The sequence below is a fragment of the Micromonospora cabrerizensis genome (genome assembly GCF_022230955.1).
Lineage (GTDB): Bacteria > Actinomycetota > Actinomycetes > Mycobacteriales > Micromonosporaceae > Micromonospora > Micromonospora cabrerizensis.
Genome location: NZ_JAKKFI010000076.1, coordinates 15,647 through 35,393, shown reverse-complemented (window position 1 = coordinate 35,393; position 19,747 = coordinate 15,647). Strand labels below are relative to the sequence as shown.

Below are 19,747 nucleotides of genomic sequence, written 5' to 3'. Positions count from 1 at the left end.
GCTCAGGAGGGGCCCCTTCCTCGCCGTCAGGCGTCGACGGGGCCCTTCCTCCGGCTCGGGTGGGCAACGATCGTGGGGTGTTGCGGGCGGGGTCGTACCATCGCAGCCATGAGCGGGCACGTGACGGCACCGGCTGCGGCGCTTGCCGACGAGCTGCCGACCTGGGTGACACTGCTGCGTGCGCCGAACCCGGGGCCGATGACCCTCGACGGCACCAACACCTGGGTGCTGCGCGCCCCGTCGGCCGAGTACGCCGTCGTGGTCGACCCGGGGCCGGCGGACGAGGGACACCTGGCCCGGATCGCCGAGCACGGCCCGATCGGGCTGATCCTGATCACCCACGGCCACCCCGACCACACCGAGGGCTCCGCCCGACTGAGCGAACTGCTCGGCGGTGTGCACGTCCTCGCCGCCGACCCGGCGCACACCATCGGCGGTGAGCCGTTGACCGAGCCGGGCGAACGCCTCGGCGGGTTCGGCCTGGACATCGGTCTGCTAAGCACGCCAGGGCACACCGCCGACTCGGTCTGCTTTCTGGTCGAGCACGGCGACGAGCGGGCGGTGTTCACCGGTGACACCATCCTCGGCCGGGGCACCACCGTCGTGGCCCACCCGGACGGGCACCTCGGCGACTATCTGACCAGCCTGGAGCTGCTGTCCGCGTACACCGGGATCCCGGCGTTGCCCGGGCACGGCCCGGCGCTGGCCGACTGCGCCGCCGCCGCCGACTTCTACCTCGCCCACCGCCGGGCCCGGCTCGACCAGGTCCGGGCGGCGGTCGCGGCCGGCGCCCGCACGCCCGCCGACGTGGTGGCGGCGGTCTACGCGGACGTGGACCGCTCGCTCTGGTGGGCCGCCGAGTGGTCGGTGCGTGCGCAGCTGGAACATCTCGGTGTCGGCACCGGGGAATCTGCGCCGGGGGTCAGTGGGTTGGAGCACATGTGACCTGCCCCGTGTGTGGAACCGTCGCCGTTCCCGGCGCGCGGTTCTGCCACAACTGCGGTGCCGCGCTGCCGGCCGCCGCCACGTTGCCGGCAGCCGAGCGCCGGGTGGTCACCGTGCTCTTCGGTGACCTCTCCGAGTTCACCTCCTGGTCGGAGGACCTCGACCCGGAACGCGTCGGCGCGGTCACCGACCGGGTGCTCGCCGCGCTCGCCGGCGCGGTGAAGACCTTCGGCGGGCACGTCGACAAGCTGACCGGCGACGGGATCATGGCGGTCTTCGGCGCCCCGGTGGCGCACGAGGACGACGCCGAACGTGCCGTCCGGGCCGCCCTGTCCATGCAGCGGGCCGTCCGCCGGGTGCTCGACGACGAGCGGGGCGGCGGCGCGCCGCTCGGGCTGCGGGTCGGGTTGAACACCGGTGACGTCATCGCCGGCATCCAGGCCGCGATCGAATACACGGTCATCGGCGACACGGTGAACACCGCCGCCCGGCTGGCCGACGCCGCGGCGGTCGGCGCGGTCTACGCGGGCGGCCGGACCGCCGCCGCCACCCGACACGTGTCGTCCTGGCGGGCGCTGCGCCCGCTGCGGCTCAAGGGCAAGCGCGAGCCGGTCGAGGCGTACGAGCTGCTGGGCCTGCTGGACGCACCGGGCACCCGCTCGGGGCTGGGCGACGAGGCCCCGTACGTCGGCCGGGAGACGGAGATCGGCCGGGTCGCCGGCCGGCTCGCCGAGGTCATCGACCAGGGCGACCCCCGGGTGCTGCTGATGACCGCCGAGGCGGGCATCGGCAAGTCCCGGTTCGCCGCGGAGGTCGAGCGCCTCGCCGCCGGGTACGACGTGGGCGCCGGCCGGTACGCGGCGCACACGGGCGCGCGGGTGCTGTCGGTGCGGTGTGCCGCGTTCGGTGAGCGACGTCGGCTCGCGCCGCTGGCCGACCTGGTGCGTGCCGCCGTCGGCCTGCCCAGTGACGCCTCCACCGCACTGACCCGGCCGGCGGTGGACGAGAGGCTGCGGCGGCTCGGGCAGCGGCTCGCCCGCTCCGGCGGTGAGACCGCCCCGATCGCCGTCGAGCAACTGCTCGCCCTGCTCGGCTACGGCGAACTTCCGGCACACGGGGGCACCGACTCAGGCGAGTGGGGCGGGTCGGGGATCCCGGCCGCGGATGCCGAGGCGGTGCCGAACGCGGTCGCCAACCTGCTCAGTGGGCTCGCCTCGGAAGCGCCACTGGTGATCGTGGTGGACGACCTGCACGACGCCACCACCGAGACGATCAGTGCCCTCGGGCTGACCCTGTCCCGGCTCACCGGCCCGGTGCTGGTGCTGCTGCTCGGCCGACCGGAGCTGGTCCGTACCGCCGGCGCGCTGACCCGGGTCGCGGACGCCGAGGTGCACTCCCTGCCGCCACTGCGGGGTGCCGACGCGGCGCGGCTGCTCACCAGTTACCTCGGCGGCGGCAAGTTGCCGCAGGCCGACACGGACCGGCTGCTCGCCACCGCACAGGGCAACCCCTTCTACCTGGCCGAGCTGGTCACCCTGCTCATCGAGCGCGGAGCGCTCACCACGGAGTCGGCGCGCAGCGCGCGAGCGTCGGAGTCGGCGCGCGGTGGGCGCGTCCCGGCGGAGCGTCCCAGCTCCGGCGAACGCGACCAGAGCCCGTCGGCCGGTTGGCGGTTGGTGCCCGGGTCGCTGGGCAGCCGGCTGCTCTCCCGGGACCTCGCCGCCGTCCTCGCCGCCCGGATCGACGCGCTGCCGCCGGACGCCCGTTCGGTGCTGCGCGACGCCGCGGTCATCGGTGACACGGTGCCGACCGGGGCCCTGGAGGCGATGCGCGAGCAGCGCGCCGGCCGCGACGGCCGTCCGTCGGCCGTGGTCGCCGTGGAACTCGACCGGGCTGTCGAGGAGTTGCTGCAACGCCGGATGCTGCACCGCTCCCGCACCGGCTACTCGTTCGCGACCCCGCTGATGCGGGAGGCCGCGTACGCCGGGGTGAGCAAGGCGGAGCTGGCCGAGCGGCACGCCGCGCTGGCCCGCTGGGCGGCCCCGGCGAACGAGGCCGCCGCGGGTGCGCCGGGTGGGTTCACCGACGAGGCCCGGGACGACTTCGTGGCGACGCACGTCGAACGGGCTTCCACGCTCGCCGACGCGGTGAAGCTGCGCCCGGACGCGCCGGCCCGGGCGGTGGTCCCGCTCGGCGTCGCCGCGCTCGGTCGGGCCGCCCGCCGGTCGCTGTCCGCCGGTGAGCCGGTGCTGGCCGTCGAGTACGCCGAGCGCGCCACCGAGTTGGCTCGCGACGGCATGCCGGCGGCCGATCGGGTGGTGCACGCTCGGGCGCTGCTCCAGGTCGGCCGGGTCGGCGACGCGCTGGCGTACGCCGAGAAGATCGCCGCGAACGCGGGGGACGAGGTCACCCGGGTCAGCGCCCTGCTGCTCGCCGGGCAGGCCCAGGAGACCCTCGGTGACCAGAGTCGGGCGGTGACCGCCTGGCAGGAGGCGTTGCAGGTGGCCACGGCCGGCCAGCTGCCGATTCAGCGAGCAACGGCGATGCGCCGGCTCGGCATGGCCGACTTCGTGGCCGGGCGGCTGAGTCAGGCGAGCAGCCGGTTGGCTGCCGCGTACCAGGTCAGCCTCGGCGCGCAGGACCGGCGTGGGCAGGCCTGGTCGTTGCAGAACCTGGCCTGGGTGACCACCACCCGGGGTGACTTCGCCGGCACCGACGCGGTGCTCGGCCGGGCCGCCCGGCTCTTCGCCGAGCTGAAGGACCCGTACGGGCGGGCCTGGCTGCGCGGCACCACGGCGTTCGCCCGACTGCTCGCCGGCCGACTGCGCGAGGCGTGTCGGATGGCGCAGGTGTTCCTGCCCTTCGGGGAGCGGGTCGGTGAGGCGTGGGCGGTGGGCACACTGCGTGCGGTGGCCGCCTTCGCCACCGCCGAGCTGGGTGACCTGGCCGAGGCGGACCGGGAGGCCCGGCGGGCGTACCGCGAATTCGCCGCCGCCTCGGACGACTGGGGGCGCGGGTTCGCGCTGGTGGTCCGCGCGGTGGTGGCGCGTGGGCTGGGCGAGCCGGAGCACGCGGCGGACCTGCTCACCGACGCCCTGGCGTACGCGGAGCGGACCTCGCACCCGCTGCTCACCGGGATGGCCGGCGCGCTTCGCGGTTTCGTCGCGCTGGACATGGGCGACTGCGAGACGGCCGAGCGGGTGGCCCGCGCGGTGCTGACCGCCGTGGAGCCGCACAACCCGCAGGCCCCGGCGCAGGTGGCACCCCGGGTGCTGCTGGCGACGGCACGCCTGGCCGCTGGCGACTCGGCGACCGCTGTCGGGTTGCTCGCGCCGGTGGCCACGGCCGCCGCGAACGCACCCTCGCTGCTCTTCTCCCGTCGCCAGACGATGGCCCAGTACGCGGCGGCGCTGCTCGCCCACGGTCAGCGGGAGCAGGCGTTGGACTGGGCCCGGCGGGCGGTCACCGCGCCGGCCGAGGACGTCCGCAGCCAGGTGATCGCGGCCCGTGTGCTGGCCGAGGCGCTGGCGGCCTGTGGCCAGCCGACGGAGGCCCTGGCCAGCGCGGACGAGGCGGTCCGTCTGGCGTACGCGACCGAGCAGCGCAGCGAACGCGCCGCCGCCGACGCCCTCCGCGCCCGCCTAACCCCACCCCCAACCTGACCCCTGACCCCAACCCCCACCCCACCCCACCCCACCCCCGCCTGGCCCTCGGTGATCAAGAGGTTTGCGTCAGGAATCGCGCTCCCGGTGACCGAAACCTCTTGATCAACAGGGTGGGCGGCAGGGCGGGCGGCAGGGCGGGGGCAGGGTGGGGGGCGGGGTGGGGCAGGGACGGTGCGGTTTTTGCCGGTTCTGGGGATGTGGCGGTCGGGGGGAGCGGCTAGCGTGTCACCACCGTGTGCCGGTCCACAGTGGTGACCGTCGCCGTGCCTGGGGAGGCCCTTTCATGAAGCTGCCGCGTTCCATCGCGGGCTGGACCATCGCGGTCTTCGGCGTGTTGGCGCTGGTGATGGGCGCGGTCGGGCTGCTCTGGCCGGAGGCGCAGTTGCGCATGCTCGGCTTCGAGGTGCCGGAGACGCGCGCCGTCGGTGACCACACCGGCACGTTCCTCCTGGCGTCCTCGATGGCGGCGTTCAACATGGGGGTCTACTACCTGTTGGCCACGGTCACCGAGTGGCGGGCGTTCTACCGGTTCACCGTCGTCTTCCGGCTGGTCACGTTCACCGTGTTCACCATCGCGGTGCTGGCCGACATCGCTCCCGACCGGTTCTTCGGCGTGGCGGCCTGGGAGGGGCTGGGGGCGGTGGCCACCGCCGTCGGCCTGCGCCTGGATGCCCGCCGGGGCGCGCCGGCTGACGACGTGGTGACGTCCGACGGTGCAGGGGCGGTTGCGGGCGCTGAGGAGGGTACCGGTCCGGCCGGTGCCGCTCCGGCGGACGCGGTGCGCTGAGCCACCGGCCGGGTTGGGTATTTTCGAGCGGTGACCGACACCCCGACCGGCGGCTTGCGAGTTCCGATCGTGCCCGGTCTGACGGATTTGCGGGTCTTTGCCCGGGGTGGCTACGCGACCGTCTACCAGGCCACCCAGATCTCGGTGGGCCGCGAGGTCGCCGTCAAGGTGGAGAACCGGACGCTGGACAGCGAGCGGGATCAGGCCCGGTTCCTGCGCGAGGCGCGGGCTGCCGGCCGGATGTCGTCGCACCCGCACGTGGTGGACCTCTTCGACGTCGGGGTCACCGTCGACCAGCACCCCTACCTGATCATGGAACTCTGCGACGGCTCGTACGCCGAACGGATGCGCACGTCGCCGCTGGGGCCGGTCGAGGCCCGTGACCTCGGCATCAAGATCGCCGACGCGCTGGCCCACTCGCACGGCGCCGGCGTGCTGCACCGCGACGTCAAGCCCGCCAACATCCTCCACTCGCACTTCAACTCGGCCGTGCTCGCCGACTTCGGGCTGGCCGTGCTCGCCGAGCACCGGGACGCCTCGGTCACCCTGGAGGTGCTCACCCCGGCGTACGCGCCACCGGAGATGTTCAGCCACAGCCCGCCGTCGCCGGCCGTCGACGTGTACGCGCTCTGCGCCACCCTTTACGCGGTCATGCACGGCCGGCCGCCCCGCTGGCAGTCCGAGCGCAACCCCAGCCTGGTCACCGTGCTGGAGATGTTCAACCAGCCGCTGCCCGCCCTGCCCGGCGTACCGGACGAGCTGATCGACGTCCTGCGCCTCGGCATGGCCAACGACCCGGCCGAGCGTCCCTCCGCCCTCGAACTGCTCGACCTGCTCGCCAACGTGCCCCTCGGCTCACCGTCGGCCCCGGTCAGCGGTGCCCCGGTCAGCGGCGGCGTGACCCTCTCCGGCCCGTACGCGGCCAGTCAGCCGGTGCCCCGCCCGCCCATCGAGGACACCCAGCCGGTGGTGACCGGTGGCCGGCGCTGGCGGCGCTGGTTCCTCGGCGGCGCGGGGGTGCTCGCGCTCGCCGCCTCCGCCACCGCCGGGGCCTGGGTCGCCGATCGGGCGCCATCGCCAACCCCGAGCCCGTCGGTCACCCAGGTCGCCGCACCGGCGACCGGCCCGCTGCCGGGCTGTGTGACCGGCACGGGCTCGCCGACCGCGCTGCCCGAGGGTGCCCGCTGCCTGCCCGAGCTGGAGTGCTTCGGCCCGGTACGGATCCGCGGCAGCCGCGCCGAGGCGGCTCGGCTCCCCTGCGCCAGCCGGCACACCTGGGAGACGTACGCCGAGGGGATCCTCCCGGTGTCGCTGGTCGGTGCCGACTACGACGAGGTGATCGGCGCTGCGCCGGTGCAGCAGGTGTGCAGCGCCACGACGTTCCGGTTGACCACCGGAATCACCGAGCCGACCGGCTGGCACCTGGAGGTGCTACCGCCGGTCGACGGCAGCATCGACCGCACGTACCGGTGCCTGGCCGGGCGTGGCGTGGACGCGCTCGCCGCGCCCACCCTCACCGGCCGCCGCTGAGCCCGTTCGACCCGCGTCGCCGGTCACGTACCGCACGCAACGCGGCCCGGCTGTCCAGGGCGTCGAGGGTGTCCGCGTCGATCCCGTACGGCATCAGCTCGGGCGGCCCGATGGACGCCGGACGCTCCGCCGGCTCCGGGTCGTCGGCCTGACGGGCAGCGGAGACGGCGACCCCGGCCACCATGGTCAGCAGGACGCAGAGTAGCGCCAGGACCACGCCGACGAGATCCTGTCGGCGCCAGATGACCAGCATGACCAGCGGCGCGAGGGCTCCCAGCGCCGCGAGCACCGCCACCGTCCGCGCATCGGGTCTGGGCAATCGACTCACCTGTCCAGCATGTCGTCACGGGGCCCGCTGTCAACCGCAGAGCCGACCGCCGCGCCGACCAACGTCGATCTGACGGCCTGCCGACATGGCCTCCGACGTCCACACTCGCTGGACAAGAGCCGCTACTCTCGGTGTCCCGCAGGCTCTTCCGGCAGCGAGGTCGCCCATGAACTCAGGCAGTTCGCAGTCCCGGCTCCGCTCGGTCGCGTCGACGCTGGCGGTGGCCCTCACTCTCACCCTGGCCGCCGCCGCTGGTTGCGACAGCCGGCAGGAACCGGAACTGTCCTCGGTGCAGGAGAAGATGCGCGAGACGCACATCTACGGCCAGTCGAAGTTGCGCATCGGTGTGGCCACGAACGAGCCGCTGATGGGTGAGCTGCGCAACGGCCAGCACGTCGGGTTCGACGTCGAGATCGCCAAATACATCGCCGCCTCGCTCGGCTACGAGGGGGACCAGCGGCTGGAGTTCGTTCCGGTGGCCACCGAGGAGCGGATCCCCGCGCTGCAGGGCGGCACGGTCGACCTCGTGGTGTCCAGCTTCTCCATCACCGAGGAGCGTAAGAAGGTGGTGAGCTTCGCCGGGCCGTACTTCGTCACCACCCAGGAGGTGATGGTGCCGACCCGGCTGAGGGGCAAGATCAGCACCATTGAGGACCTCCGCAACCCGGACTACAAGATCTGCACCAGCGGCGGTTCCACCTCGGAGGCCGAGCTGGGAGGTCACCAGGTCAAGGTCCTGGTCGTGAAGACCGTCGGTGACTGCGTCGCCGGCATCCGGGCGGGCCGCTACGACGCGGTCAGCTCCGACGAGACGATCCTCGCCGGCTTCCTGGCCCGCCACCCGAAGGAGTTCGAGATCGTCGACATGCCGTTCGGCACCAGCGAGCTGCTGGGCATCGGCGTGCCGATCGGTGACCCGGCACTGCGCGACCTGGTCGCGTTCTTCCTGCAGAAGAGCTACCAGCAGGGGCGCGACGAGCAGGCGAGCCCGTGGCAGACCTCGTACAACCGGACGCTTGGTCCGTGGCTCAAGGCCGAGAAGCGCCAGCCGCAGCCGCTGGAGGTGCCGAAGCTGGTCGACTTCGACGACAAGGCGCCCGCGAAGTGAGCGCGGCGACCACCGCCGCCGGCGGTGACGGCCCGGTCCCGCCGCCCCGCAGCCCCGTGCCGGACACCGCAGCCGGGCCGACCATCGACGGTACGGGGCCTGCGTCGCCGGCCGGGGTGGACGGTGTCGACTGGCCGGCCGGTGTGCCGGTCGCGGAACCAGTCGAGCCGATCGTCGCCGACGTCGAGCCCGGGCGGGTCCGCTGGGACCCGGCGGAGCGACGCGCTCGCGCCAGTCAGTCGTTCTGGACCGCCGCGGTGGGCGTACCGGCGATCTTCTCGGTGCTCCGCCTCGGGGTGGAGGCGGGCGGCGAACTCCAGACCACACTGCTGTTGGTGGCGAACGTCGGGCCGGTCAACCTGCTGGCCGGTTTCCTGACCACGGCAGCCCGGCTGCTCTCGACCGGACTGGTCGCCGTCTTCGCGCTCGGCGCGGTGCTGGCCGTCAGCGCCGACCGGCTGCCGCCGGGCACCCGTCGTCGTCCGCTCTTCGCCCGTTGGGCCGACATCACGCCGGCCTGGGTGGTGCTGGCCAGCTTCCTGCTCGCCCTGATCACCTGGCCGCTGCTCTACCTTCCGCTGCTGCTGCCGGCCTTCGTGGCCGCGTTCCAACTCCGTTCCGCGCGCCTGCACGAGCGGGTGGTGCCACGGCTGCTGATCATCGTCGCGCTGCTCGCCGGGTACGGCTGGCTGATGCTGCCCACCCTGCGGGAGGCGGTGCAGCAGGGCGGCGAGGAGCTGGTGCTGGCGCTCATCGTGGTGCCTCCGCTGCTGGCCCTGTTCATCGCCGGGCCGCTGCCGGGTGTGGTGATCCGTCCGCTGGCGTCGGTGACCGAGGTGGCGGTGCTGGCCACGCTGATCTGGGCCGCGGTGCCGGTGATCAGCACGCCGGTGTTGCCGCTGACGGTCACCACCGTGGGTGAGGAGAACGGGCCGACCGAGGACGTACGCGGGCACGTGGTCACCACGGACGACGTCAACATGGTGATCCTCCAGGAGCAGGGCGGAGTCCGGTACGTCCCGGTCGGCCTGGTCCGCGCGCAGGTGCTTTGCCCGAGCGAGGAGGAGCTGCCCCGCCACCAGCTGCGCATCCACGACTTCCACGTCGAGGATTCGCTGTTGGAGGGCATGGGCCGGCGGGTCCGACCGGTGCACCGCATCGATGCCACCTGTCGTACGCCGGGCTGACCCGGCCAACCGGCGGCTTCGTCGCCTACGGTTCCCGGCGGTTGGCCCGCACGAGGGTGACGGTGGCCAGTGGCACGCTGACCGCGGCGAAGGCCGCCGGTCCACCTCTCCGGCGCGGCGGGCCGGTAGACACGACGCGGATCGTGGCGGCGCGCTGGGCGTATATACAGTCGGACGGTATATGCTGCCGGGATGGCGAAAGCGTCCCTACACGAATCCACCTACCTGATCCTCACCGCGCTCGTCGAGGCTCCACGGCACGGCTACGCCGTCCTCGAAGAGGTCCGCCAGATCTCCGATGGGCGGGTCGACCTGCGCGCCGGCACCCTCTATGCGGCCCTCGACCGACTGCGGACCGAGGGCCTCATCGACATCGAGCGCGAGGAGCAGGTGCAGTCCAGGTTGCGCCGCTACTACCGGCTCACGGTGTCGGGAGCGCAGCGACTCGCCGAGGAGTCGGCACGGCTGCGGAGCAACGCCGACGCGGCGAGCGTGCGACTGCGCCGAGCCGGCCTCATCTTCGATGGCGGTGCGGCATGACGTTGGAACACGGTTACCGGCGGCTGCTGGCCTGTTATCCCCGCGCCTACCGTCGGCAGTACGAGGACGAGCTGATCGGGGTGCTGCTGGACGACGCGTCACCGGGTCAGCGCAGGCCTGTGCCGCGAGACGTGCTCGCCCTGCTCGGCGGGGCGTTGCAGGCGCATGTCCGCCAGGCTGGTGCGCGATTCTCGGGCGATGCGTGGCGGGAGGCGGCACAGGCGCTCGGCCTGATCGCCGCGTTGATGTTGTTCGTGCGGGATGCGCGCGTTCCGGTGCTGCACACCGCCATGTTCGCGGACAGCTACCCCTATGGGATCGGTGAGAAGTTCGTCTTCTGGCCGATTGGTCTCGTGGCGTTGCTGTGGCTCACCGTGGCGGTGTCGGTCGTGTTCGGATGGGGCCGGGCAGCAGCCGCGATCGCCGTCGGCGGCGCGACGTTCGAGGTGGTGCGGGTCGCCGAGGATTACGGGCAATATTCCACGGTGTTCAATCTCTGGCCCGCCGTGCTCGCCGCGATGGTTCCGCTGGTGCTCGCCGTCCGTGCTCCCCGTTCCGTGACGGCTTCCCTCGCGCGCTGGCGGCTCGGCACGCTGGCGGCGGCGACGCTGGTCAGCGTCGGTGCTCCAAGCATCGCGCTGCTGACTGCTGTCGATGACTCGACGACTCCCATCGACGGTACGTTGATCTTCACCTTCGGCGTCGGCCGGATCGAGGCGATCCTGCTGACCGCGGGATACCTGCTCTTCGCCCTCGTCATCCTGTCGACGCCGGCGGTGTTGCGGCGACGCCTGCTCGCGCTTGTGGTTCCGGTGGGCGTCACGTTGGTGCTCACCCGGGTGGGGCTCGGCACCACGGGGAGGTTCCTGCGGCGTTCCAGCCACGACGGTGTCCTCGATGCGCTCACCCTGGCGCAGTGGCTGACGCTGGTGCTGGCGCCCGCGCTGCTCTTCGCGGTGGCCGTGACCATCCTGCACCGCCGGGAGCGGTCGGGCCCACAAGGCGCGTGAGGAGGCCGCGCGTCACGCGGCCGAGCGGCTGATCGACTCGGCTTCCTGGAAATCGGGGTGTCACTGGCTCTCGGGCACCCCGAAATTCAGGAAACCGAGTCGATCAACGGCCGGGCGGGCCGGCTCGGCCCGCCCGTCGGCGGGGTCAGTACGACTTGTCCTGGCCCAGGACGTGTTGCGCCACGAAGTTGAGGATCATCTCCCGACTGACCGGGGCGATCCGGCCGGCCCGCACCGCGCCGAGCAGGGTAGCCACGCCGTACTCGGTGGTCATGCCCGCCCCACCGAGCACCTGGACGGCGGTGTCCACGGCGAGCGCGGCGGCCTCCCCGGCCGCGTACTTGGCCATGTTGCCCGCCACTCCGGCCTCCAGGTCACGGCCGGCGTCGTACAGGGTGGCCGCCTTCTGGATCATCAGGCGGGCCAGTTCCACCTGCACCGCCGCGTGCGCCAACGGGTGCGACACCCCCTGGTGGGAGCCGATGCTCCGACCACCCCAGACCTTGCGGGTGGACGTGTACTCGCTGGCCCGCTCGATGGCGTACCGACCCGTGCCGGCCCCCATCGCGGCCACGGTGATCCGCTCCGGGTTGAGCCCGGCGAAGAGGGCCGGCAGCCCGGCGTCCAGCGACTCACCGAGCAGCGCGTCGGCGGGCAGCCGCACGTCGTCCAGGTAGAGCAGGAACTGGTTCTCCGGGGACACGATCTCCATGTCCAGCTTGGACCTGGTCAGCCCGGCCGCGTCGGTCGGCACGAGGAACAGCGCGGGCTTGAGCTTCCCGGTGGAGGAATCCTCGGTCCGGGCCACCACCAGGACGTGATCGGCCTCGTCCACCCCGGAGATGTAGCACTTGCGGCCGTTGAGCAGCCAGCCGTCGCCGTCGGGGCGGGCCACCGTGCCGAGCCGGTGAAAGTTGGAACCGGCCTCCGGCTCGGTGATCGCGAAGACGATCTTCTGGGACCCGTCGGCGAGGCCGGGCAGGTGCCGTTTGCGCTGCTCCTCGGTGCCGTGCCGACTCAGCACGGTGGCCGCGATCGCGGGGGAGACCACCAGCAGCAGCAACGGGCAGCCCGCAGCCGCCAACTCCTCGCACACGATCGCCAGCTCGGTGATGCCGCCGCCACCGCCGCCGTACTCGGTGGGGATGTTGACACCCAGGTAACCGAGCCGCCCGGCGTCGGCCCAGAGTTCGGTGGTGTGTTCGCCGGCCTTCGCCTTCTCGACGAAGTAACCGTGGCCGTAGCGACGGCCCAACGCGCGCACGGCGTCGCGCAACTGGTCCTGCTCGGGGGTGAGGTCGAAGGTCATCGGGGGTCCTCCTCGGGGTTCGACGTCGCCAGGTCGCCGGCTGCGGGGGAGCCGTCGATGACGGCCAGCACGGCGCCCGTCCGGACCTGACCGCCGGCCGGCACCGGCAGTTCGGCGACCACACCGTCGGTCGGGGCGAGCACGGGATGTTCCAGCTTCATCGCTTCCAGCGTGAGCAGCGGTTCGCCGGCCGAGACCCGCTGACCGACCTGCACATGCACCCGGGTCACCGCGCCGGGCAGCGGCGCGAGCAGCGACCCGGCGGCCACCTCCGCCGTTGGCAGGGGGAGACGCGGCAGCTCGACCAGGCTCGCCGCCCCGTCCGGGCCGTCCACGAAGACCGCCGACCCCACCCGGTGTACGCGGTACGCGCACCGCACCCCGTCGACGTCGAGCACCACCCGCTGCGGGCTGGCCTCGACCAGCGCCACGCTGGGTGCTGTCGGCGGCTCGGCGGAGTTCTCAACCGCTGACGTACCGGACCAGTCGGCCAGCCCTCCGGTCCGGTCCAGCCGGTAGCGGATCTCGATCTCGGCACCGTCCGGCCCGGCGAAGCGGGTGGTCTGGGGGACGGCGGGAACGTTTCGCCAGCCGGACGGGAGCCCGGACAGCACCGGTGCCGTCGCCCGACGCTGGGCAGCCGCAGCCAGAGCCGCGGCGAGAGCGGTGATCGGGAGACGGTCGGCGGGGAGCAGTGGGGCGAAGACCTCCGGGTGCCGGTCCAGGAATCCGGTGTCGATCTCCACGGCGGCGAACGCGGGGCTGCGCAGCACGCGTACCAGCAGGTCCCGGTTGGTGGTCACCCCGTGCAGCTCGGCCCGGGTCAACGCGGTGGACAGCATCCGGGTCGCCTCGGCACGGGTACGCCCCCAGGCGACCAGCTTCGCCAGCATCGAGTCGTAGTGCACCCCGACCACCGAGCCGGCCACCACACCGGAGTCGAGCCGCAGACCCGGCCCGGCCAGCCCGCCGAACTCGGCCGCCACCGCCGGGGCCGTGAACCGGTGCAGAGTGCCGGTCGCCGGCCGCCAACCCGCCCCGGCGTCCTCGGCGCAGAGACGCACCTCGATCGCGTGCCCGGCGCTGACCGGCAGGGTCGCCGGCAGCGGCTCCCCCTCGGCGACGAGCAGTTGCAACCCCACCAGGTCCAGGCCGGTGCACAGCTCGGTGACCGGGTGCTCCACCTGGAGGCGGGTGTTCATCTCCAGGAAGAAGAACTCACCACCCGGGGCGAGCAGAAACTCCACAGTGCCCGCGCCCAGGTATTCGACAGCACGCCCGGCGGCCACCGCCGCCTCGTGCAACGCCGTGCGCACCCGCTCCGGAACGACAGCCGGCGCCTCCTCGACGATCTTCTGATGCCGGCGCTGGATCGAGCACTCCCGGTCACCGAGGGCCACCACCCGACCGTGGGTGTCGCCGAAGATCTGCACCTCGACGTGCCGGCCGCGCTCGACGTACCGCTCGATGAAGACCGTGCCGTCGCCGAACGCGGCAGCCGCCTCGCGGCGCGCGGACGCGACCGCCTCGGCCAGCTCCGCGGCGTCCCGGACGATGCGCATCCCCCGCCCGCCGCCGCCGGCGGACGCCTTCACCAGCACCGGGAAGTCGGAGATCCCATCGGTGTCGGTCCAGCTCGGCAGCATCGGCACGCCCGCGTCGGCGAGCAGTGCCTTCGCCGCCAGCTTGTCGCCCATCGCGGCAATCACCTTGGCGGGTGGGCCGACCCAGGTCAGCCCGGCATCGGTCACCGCCGCCGCGAACTCGGCGTTCTCGGCGAGGAAGCCGTAACCCGGGTGGACGGCGTCCGCGCCGCTGCGCCGGGCCGCCTCCAGGATCAGATCGACCCGCAGGTACGTCTCGGCCGGCGTGGCCCCCGGCAGCCGGACCGCCTGGTCGGCCTCGCCGACGAACGGCTCGGCGGCGTCCGCGTCCGAGTGCACGGCGACCGTCTCCACGCCGAGCGCGCGGCAGGTCGCGAAGACCCGACGCGCGATCTCCCCCCGATTGGCAACGAGCAGTTTCCGAATCATCATCAGTTCGCCCCTCACATCCGGAAGATGCCGTAGCCGTCGGCACCCTTGACCGGGCCGTTGTGGATCGCCGAGAGGCAGAGCCCGAGGACGGTCCGGGTGTCCCGGGGATCGATCACGCCGTCGTCGTAGAGCCGGCCGGAGAGGAACAGCGCGCCCGACTGGGACTCGATCTGCTGCTCGACCATCATCCGCATCGCCGCGTCGGAGTCCTCGTCGTAGTCGCGCCCCCGTGCGGCGGCCGCCTGCCGGGCCACGATGGACAGCACCCCGGCGAGCTGCGCCGGGCCCATCACCGCCGACTTGGCGTTCGGCCAGGTGAACAGGAACCTCGGCTCGTACGCCCGGCCGCACATGCCGTAGTTGCCGGCCCCGTACGAGGCGCCCAGGTTCACCGTCAGGTGTGGCACCGTCGAGTTGGACACCGCATTGATCATCAACGCGCCGTGCTTGATGATGCCGCGCTGCTCGTACTCGGTGCCGACCATGTAGCCGGTCGTGTTCTGGAGGAAGATCAGCGGGGTGTCGGCGGCGTTCGCGAGCTGGATGAACTGGGCCGCCTTCTGCGCCTCCTCGCTGAACAGCACCCCGCGGGCGTTGGCCAGCACGCCCACCGGGTAGCCGTGCAGCTCACCCCAACCGGTGACCAACGCGGTCCCGTACGCCGGCTTGAACTCGTCGAAGTCGCTGCCGTCCAGGATCCGGGCCAGCACCTCACGGGGATCGAACGGCACCTTCAGATCGGCGCTGGCGACGCCGAGCAGCTCCTCCGGGTCGTACTTCGGCGGCTGCGGCACCGCCGTGCGCGGCGACGGGCCGTGCTTGCGCCAGTTCAGCCGGCGGACGCACTGCCGGGCCAGCCGGATACCGTCCCGCTCGTCCTCGGCCAGGTAGTCGGCGAGCCCGGACGTGCCGGCGTGCATCTCCGCGCCGCCCAGCGACTCGTCGTCGGTGACCTCGCCGGTCGCCATCTTCACCAGCGGCGGCCCGGCCAGATAGACCTGCGAGCGGTCCCGGATCATGATCACGTGGTCGGACATCCCCGGCACGTACGCGCCACCGGCCGTGGCGTTGCCGAAGACCACGCTGACCGTGGGGATGCCCGCGGCCGAGAGCCGGGTCAGGTCACGGAACACCCGACCACCCGGGATGAAGATGTCCGCCTGGGTGGGCAGGTCCGCCCCGGCCGACTCGACCAGGTTGACCATCGGCAGCCGGTTGGCCAGCGCGATCTCACCGGCCCGCCGGGTCTTCGCCAGCGACCACGGGTTGACGGCGCCGCCGCGTACCGTCGGGTCGTTGGCGACGATCAGGCATTCCACGCCCTCGACCACGCCGATGCCGGTGACCACGCTGGCCCCGACCGGGAAGTCGGTGCCGAACGCGGCGACCGGCGACAACTCCAGGAACGGGCTGTCCGCGTCCACCAGCAGCTCGATCCGCTCCCGAGGGAGCAGCTTGCCGCGCTTGTGGTGCCGGGCCACGTACTTGTCGCCACCGCCGGCCCGAGCCTGCCCGAGCGCGGCGTCCAGCTCGCCCAGCCGCTCCAGCAGGGCCTTCCGGTTCGCCGCGTACCCGGGCGCTGTCGGGTCGATCGCGCTGTCCAGTGTGCTCACAGACCCATGCCCTTCGCGATGATCTCGTTCATGATCTCGGTGGTGCCGCCGCCGATGCCGAGAATCCGCGCGTCCCGGTAGTGCCGCTCCACCTCGGCGTCGCGCAGGTAACCGAAGCCGCCGTGCAGTTGCAGCGCCTGGTCGACGACCTGGTCGCAGGCGGCCACCGCCACGTTCTTGGCCATGGCCACCTCGGTCACCACCGGCTCGCCGGCAGCCACCCGGTTGGCCACCTCGTGCACGTACGACCGGGCCGCCTCGGCCCGGGTGTGCATCTCGGCCAGCCGGTGCCGGATCAACTGCCGGCTGGCCAGCGGACGCCCGAAGGTCTCCCGGTCCCGGCACCAGCGCACGGCCAGCTCGACGCAGCGCTGCGCGGTCGCGTACGCCTGGGTGGCCAGCGAGAGCCGCTCCGCCGCGAAGTGCTGCATGATCGCCAGGAAGCCGGTGTTCTCCGCGCCGACCCGGTTGGTAACCGGCACCCGCACGTCGACGAACGACAGCTCGACCGTGTCCGAGCAGTGCCAGCCCAGCTTGTCCAACCGGCGCCCCACCGTGAACCCGGGCAGCCCCTTGTCGATGACCAGCAGGGTGAGTTCGCCGCTGCCGGGGAAGTCGGTGCAGACCGCCGTCGTCACGAAGTCGGCCCTGTGCCCGCTGGTGATGTACGTCTTCGACCCGTTCACCACGTAGTGGTCGCCGTCGCGGCGGGCGATGGTGCGGATGCCGGCCACGTCGGAGCCGCCGTCCGGCTCGGTGATCGCCAGTGCGCCGATCATCGTGCCGGCCAGGGTGGGCCGGACGTACCGTTCGATCAGGCCGTCGTCGCCCGGCGGCGAGGTGCCACCGAGCCGGCCGCCCAGCGAGCCACCGGTGCGTGCACCGGCCGCCGCGACCATGTGCGGCAACGCGATGCCGTGCGTGAACAGGGCTGCCACCAGCCCGGACGAGCCGCCGGAGCGGATCACCTCCTCGGTCACGATGATCGAGTCGAGCAGGTCACCGCCGCTGCCGCCGACCGATTCGGGGAAGCCGATGCCGAGCAGGCCGAGCTTCGCGGCGGTGGCATGCAGCGCCAGGGGCACCTCGCCGGCCCGTTCCCATTCGTCCAGGTGCGGCAGCACCTCACGGGTCACGAAGGCGCGGGTCAGCTCCCGCAACTGCCGCCGCTCCGGGGTGTCCACGATGCTCATCGCGCCACCCCCGTCGGCGCGTCGGCCGGCAGGTCGACGATCCGGGCGCGCAGCAGCTCACCGAGCGCCTTGGCCTGCGGGTCGAACCGGGTGGACGCGGCCACCCCCGCACCGAGCAGACCCTCGATCACGAAGTTGACCGCGCGTAGGTTCGGCAGGTCGTAGCGCCGCACCGACAGCGACGCGGTCTCCGGCAGCAGCTCGGCCAGCCGGTCGACGGTCAACCAGGCGCGCAGCCACGCGTACGCCTCGTCGTTGCGCGCCCACACGCCGAGGTTGGCGTCCCCGCCCTTGTCCCCGGAGCGCGCACCGACCAGCTCGCCCAGCGGGCCGCGCCGGGTCGGGCCGTCGTGGGTCGCGTCGCCGCCCGGGGCTGTCTCGTCCGCCGCAATGGGCGCGGTGCGGATCGGCGGGGCGATCGGGACCCGTGCGCCGCCGGGCAGCACCGCGACGTGCGACACCGCGTCCTGCGGCACCACGTCGGCCGTGAAGACGCCGTACGGTGTCGCGTCGCCCGGCAGCGTGGTCAACGTGCAGCCCGGGTACGAGGCCAGGGCCAACTCCACGGCAGCGGCCGAGAAGGCCCTGCCGGCCCGAGCCTTGTCGCCGTGGCGCAGGTGGACGTGGAGCAGGGCGCTGGCCGCCTCGGTGTCGGCGGCGTCCGGGTGGTCGGTCCGGGCCAGCACGAACTCCAGCCCGTCCTTGCCGACCGCCTCCTCGACCTGCCCGCGCACCAGCGACGCCTTCGCCTCGATGTCCAGGCCGCAGAGGACGAACGTCATCGAGTTGCGGAAGCCGCCGAGGTTGTTGACGCCCACCTTCAGCGTGGCCGGCGGTGGTGTGCCCCGGACGCCGGAAACCCGCACCCGGTCCGGCCCGTCGGGGCGCAACGTCACCGTGTCCAGTCGGGTGACCACGTCCGGTCCCAGGTACGCGGGCCCACCGACCTCGTAGAGCAGTTGTGCGGTGACCGTCTCCACGGTGACGGCGCCACCGGTGCCCGGATGCTTGGTGAGGACCGTCGAGCCGTCGGCGGACACCTCGGCGATCGGGAAGCCGGGCCGGTGCCCGCCGTCGGGCAGCTCGGTGAAGAAGCTGAAGTTGCCGCCGGTGACCTGCGCCCCGCACTCGACGAGATGCCCCGCGACGGTCGCCCCGGCCAGCTGGTCGAGGTCGTCGCGGCTCCACCCGTAGCGGGCGATGGCGGGGCCGACCACCAGCGATGCGTCGGTGACCCGGCCGGTGACCACCACGTCCGCGCCTCCGTCGAGGCAGGCCGCGATCCCGAACGCGCCGAGGTAGGCGTTGGCGCTCAACGCGTCCGGGCGTTGGATCGTGTCGCCCTCGACGTACCCCACCCTGGCGGGCAGGCCCAGTCGGGCGGCCAGGGCGCCGATGGCCGCGGCGAGCCCGGCCGGGTTCAACCCGCCGGCGTTGGTCACGATCCGCACCCCACGGTCGAGGGCGGTGCCGAGACAGGTCTCCAGTTGACGGAGAAAAGTCTTCGCGTAGCCCAGGCCGGGGTCGCGCAGCCGGTCCCGGGCGAGGATCAGCATGGTCAACTCGGCGAGGTAGTCACCGGTCAACACGTCCAGCTCGCCGCCGTCGAGCATCTCCTGCCAGGCGGTGAACCGGTCGCCGTAGAAGCCGGAGGCGTTGCCGATCCGGATCACGCTCGTACTCCGTCCGCGCCGGCCGGCTCACGGCCGGCACCCGGCGGGCCGGCGAACGCCTGCGCCACGTCGAGCCATTCGTCGGCGACCGGGCCGGTGGCGACCAGGGCGAGGTCCGCGCGGTGTCGGCGCTGGGTGACCAGCAGGCAGAAGTCCCTGGCCGGGCCGGTCAGCCGGTCAGCGGCGTCCGTCGGACCCCAGCTCCACGTGTCGCCGTCGGGCCCGAGCAGCTCGACCCGGACCGGCGACGTCGGTGCCGCCCGGCCGTGGGCGGCGAAGCCGTGCCCGAGGGTACGCACACCGAGGTGCGCGACGTGCCGGAGCCGGTCACTGGCGGGGCGGACGACGCCGAGCGCGTCGGCCACGTCCTCACCGTGTGCCCAGGTCTCCATGATCCGCGCCGTCGCCATCGAGGTGGCGGACATCCGGGTGCCGTACCAGGGCAGTTTCTCGCCGGCCGGAACGGCGGTCAGCGCGTCGGTAAGTGCGGTTCGGCCCGCCCGCCAGCGTTCGAGCAGCTCCACCGGCGGGGCGAGGAACTCCTCGGCGCCCGCGTCGACCAGCCGGGTCGCGTCCGGGGCGGTGGTCACCGTCGCGTAGAACGCCTCGGGATCGGTGGCCGCCAGCAGCGCCACGTGGTCGGTCCAGGCGAGGTGGGCGATCTGGTGCCCGATGCTCCAGCCCGACGCCGGGGTGGGCCGGGCCCAGTCGGTCGTCGGCAGCGGAGCCACCAGGGCGTCCAGCTGGCCGGACTCGGCGGCCAGATCCGCGATCAGGTCGGTGAGGTCGACCATGGTGCCTCCGGTCGGTGGTGGCCGGTGCG

15 protein-coding genes are annotated in these 19,747 nt (G+C 73.0%); 8 read left to right on the top strand and 7 right to left on the bottom strand.

The features are described from left to right. Window positions 1-108: 108 nt before the first annotated feature. The 4 genes from LADH09A_RS18915 to LADH09A_RS18900 all read left to right on the top strand — a co-directional run bounded on the left by LADH09A_RS18915 (window position 109) and on the right by LADH09A_RS18900 (window position 6,927). Window positions 109-945 (top strand): MBL fold metallo-hydrolase, encoded by an 837-nt coding sequence (locus tag LADH09A_RS18915; RefSeq protein WP_238646795.1) that lies wholly within the window; start codon window positions 109-111, stop codon window positions 943-945. Then, on the top strand, window positions 942-4,607 hold the full coding sequence (locus LADH09A_RS18910; RefSeq protein ID WP_238646794.1) for an adenylate/guanylate cyclase domain-containing protein: 3,666 nt from the start codon (window positions 942-944) through the stop codon (window positions 4,605-4,607). Before LADH09A_RS18915 ends, LADH09A_RS18910 begins: the two co-directional genes overlap by 4 nt. Window positions 4,608-4,893: 286 nt before the next feature. Further along, the gene (locus LADH09A_RS18905) at window positions 4,894-5,397 is read left to right on the top strand and encodes a hypothetical protein (protein WP_238646793.1); all 504 of its coding nucleotides are present in this window, start codon (window positions 4,894-4,896) and stop codon (window positions 5,395-5,397) included. Window positions 5,398-5,427: 30 nt separating this feature from the next. Next, entirely contained in the window at window positions 5,428-6,927 is a 1,500-nt protein-coding gene (locus LADH09A_RS18900; RefSeq protein WP_238646792.1) for a serine/threonine-protein kinase, read from the top strand. On the opposite strand, the gene LADH09A_RS18895 is transcribed toward LADH09A_RS18900, so the two are convergent. Next, entirely contained in the window at window positions 6,911-7,246 is a 336-nt protein-coding gene (locus LADH09A_RS18895) for a hypothetical protein (RefSeq protein ID WP_238646791.1), read from the bottom strand. The genes LADH09A_RS18900 and LADH09A_RS18895 overlap by 17 nt on opposite strands. A 175-nt stretch (window positions 7,247-7,421) precedes the next feature. On the opposite strand from LADH09A_RS18895, the gene LADH09A_RS18890 reads away from it, so the two are divergent. The 4 genes from LADH09A_RS18890 (at window position 7,422) to LADH09A_RS18875 (ending at window position 11,100) form a co-directional block, all read left to right on the top strand. Continuing rightward, window positions 7,422-8,363 (top strand): transporter substrate-binding domain-containing protein, encoded by a 942-nt coding sequence (locus tag LADH09A_RS18890; RefSeq protein WP_238646790.1) that lies wholly within the window; start codon window positions 7,422-7,424, stop codon window positions 8,361-8,363. Next, entirely contained in the window at window positions 8,360-9,550 is a 1,191-nt protein-coding gene (locus LADH09A_RS18885) for a hypothetical protein (protein ID WP_238646789.1), read from the top strand. The genes LADH09A_RS18890 and LADH09A_RS18885 overlap by 4 nt, the downstream gene beginning before the upstream one ends. A gap of 192 nt (window positions 9,551-9,742) precedes the next feature. After that, a complete protein-coding gene (locus LADH09A_RS18880) occupies window positions 9,743-10,090 on the top strand; it encodes a PadR family transcriptional regulator (RefSeq protein ID WP_238646788.1) in 348 nt (115 codons plus the stop codon). Window positions 10,091-10,170: 80 nt separating this feature from the next. After that, entirely contained in the window at window positions 10,171-11,100 is a 930-nt protein-coding gene (locus tag LADH09A_RS18875; protein ID WP_238646787.1) for a hypothetical protein, read from the top strand. A 145-nt stretch (window positions 11,101-11,245) separates the two neighbouring features. Here the strand turns inward: LADH09A_RS18875 and LADH09A_RS18870 are convergent, their stop codons facing one another. From LADH09A_RS18870 to LADH09A_RS18845, 6 genes are read right to left on the bottom strand one after another with little or no spacing between them, the layout of a single operon-like run. Next, window positions 11,246-12,409, bottom strand: a complete 1,164-nt coding sequence (locus LADH09A_RS18870; protein ID WP_238646786.1) for an acyl-CoA dehydrogenase family protein — start codon at window positions 12,407-12,409, stop codon at window positions 11,246-11,248. Then, window positions 12,406-14,442, bottom strand: coding sequence for an ATP-binding protein (locus LADH09A_RS18865; RefSeq protein ID WP_238646829.1), 2,037 nt, complete (start codon window positions 14,440-14,442; stop codon window positions 12,406-12,408). The genes LADH09A_RS18870 and LADH09A_RS18865 overlap by 4 nt, the downstream gene beginning before the upstream one ends. A 14-nt stretch (window positions 14,443-14,456) precedes the next feature. Next, on the bottom strand, window positions 14,457-16,058 hold the full coding sequence (locus tag LADH09A_RS18860) for an acyl-CoA carboxylase subunit beta (RefSeq protein ID WP_238646785.1): 1,602 nt from the start codon (window positions 16,056-16,058) through the stop codon (window positions 14,457-14,459). Beyond that, window positions 16,055-17,251, bottom strand: coding sequence for an acyl-CoA dehydrogenase family protein (locus LADH09A_RS18855; RefSeq protein WP_238646784.1), 1,197 nt, complete (start codon window positions 17,249-17,251; stop codon window positions 16,055-16,057). The genes LADH09A_RS18860 and LADH09A_RS18855 overlap by 4 nt, the downstream gene beginning before the upstream one ends. Continuing rightward, the gene (locus LADH09A_RS18850) at window positions 17,248-18,924 is read right to left on the bottom strand and encodes an acyclic terpene utilization AtuA family protein (protein ID WP_238646783.1); all 1,677 of its coding nucleotides are present in this window, start codon (window positions 18,922-18,924) and stop codon (window positions 17,248-17,250) included. Before LADH09A_RS18850 ends, LADH09A_RS18855 begins: the two co-directional genes overlap by 4 nt. Then, window positions 18,921-19,718: a TIGR03084 family metal-binding protein gene (locus tag LADH09A_RS18845; protein ID WP_238646782.1), complete on the bottom strand. Its 798-nt coding sequence runs from the start codon at window positions 19,716-19,718 to the stop codon at window positions 18,921-18,923. Before LADH09A_RS18845 ends, LADH09A_RS18850 begins: the two co-directional genes overlap by 4 nt. Between the last annotated feature and the right edge of the window lie 29 nt (window positions 19,719-19,747).

Bases quoted from the DNA above. Each gene is read 5' to 3' on its own strand.
- LADH09A_RS18845 (WP_238646782.1), bottom strand. From the start codon at position 19,718: ATGGTCGACCTCACCGACCTGATCGCGGATCTGGCCGCCGAGTCCGGC.
- LADH09A_RS18870 (WP_238646786.1), bottom strand. From the start codon at position 12,409: ATGACCTTCGACCTCACCCCCGAGCAGGACCAGTTGCGCGACGCCGTG.
- LADH09A_RS18880 (WP_238646788.1), top strand. From the start codon at position 9,743: ATGGCGAAAGCGTCCCTACACGAATCCACCTACCTGATCCTCACCGCG.
- LADH09A_RS18915 (WP_238646795.1), top strand. From the start codon at position 109: ATGAGCGGGCACGTGACGGCACCGGCTGCGGCGCTTGCCGACGAGCTG.
- LADH09A_RS18890 (WP_238646790.1), top strand. From the start codon at position 7,422: ATGAACTCAGGCAGTTCGCAGTCCCGGCTCCGCTCGGTCGCGTCGACG.
- LADH09A_RS18855 (WP_238646784.1), bottom strand. From the start codon at position 17,251: ATGAGCATCGTGGACACCCCGGAGCGGCGGCAGTTGCGGGAGCTGACC.
- LADH09A_RS18865 (WP_238646829.1), bottom strand. From the start codon at position 14,442: ATGATTCGGAAACTGCTCGTTGCCAATCGGGGGGAGATCGCGCGTCGG.
- LADH09A_RS18905 (WP_238646793.1), top strand. From the start codon at position 4,894: ATGAAGCTGCCGCGTTCCATCGCGGGCTGGACCATCGCGGTCTTCGGC.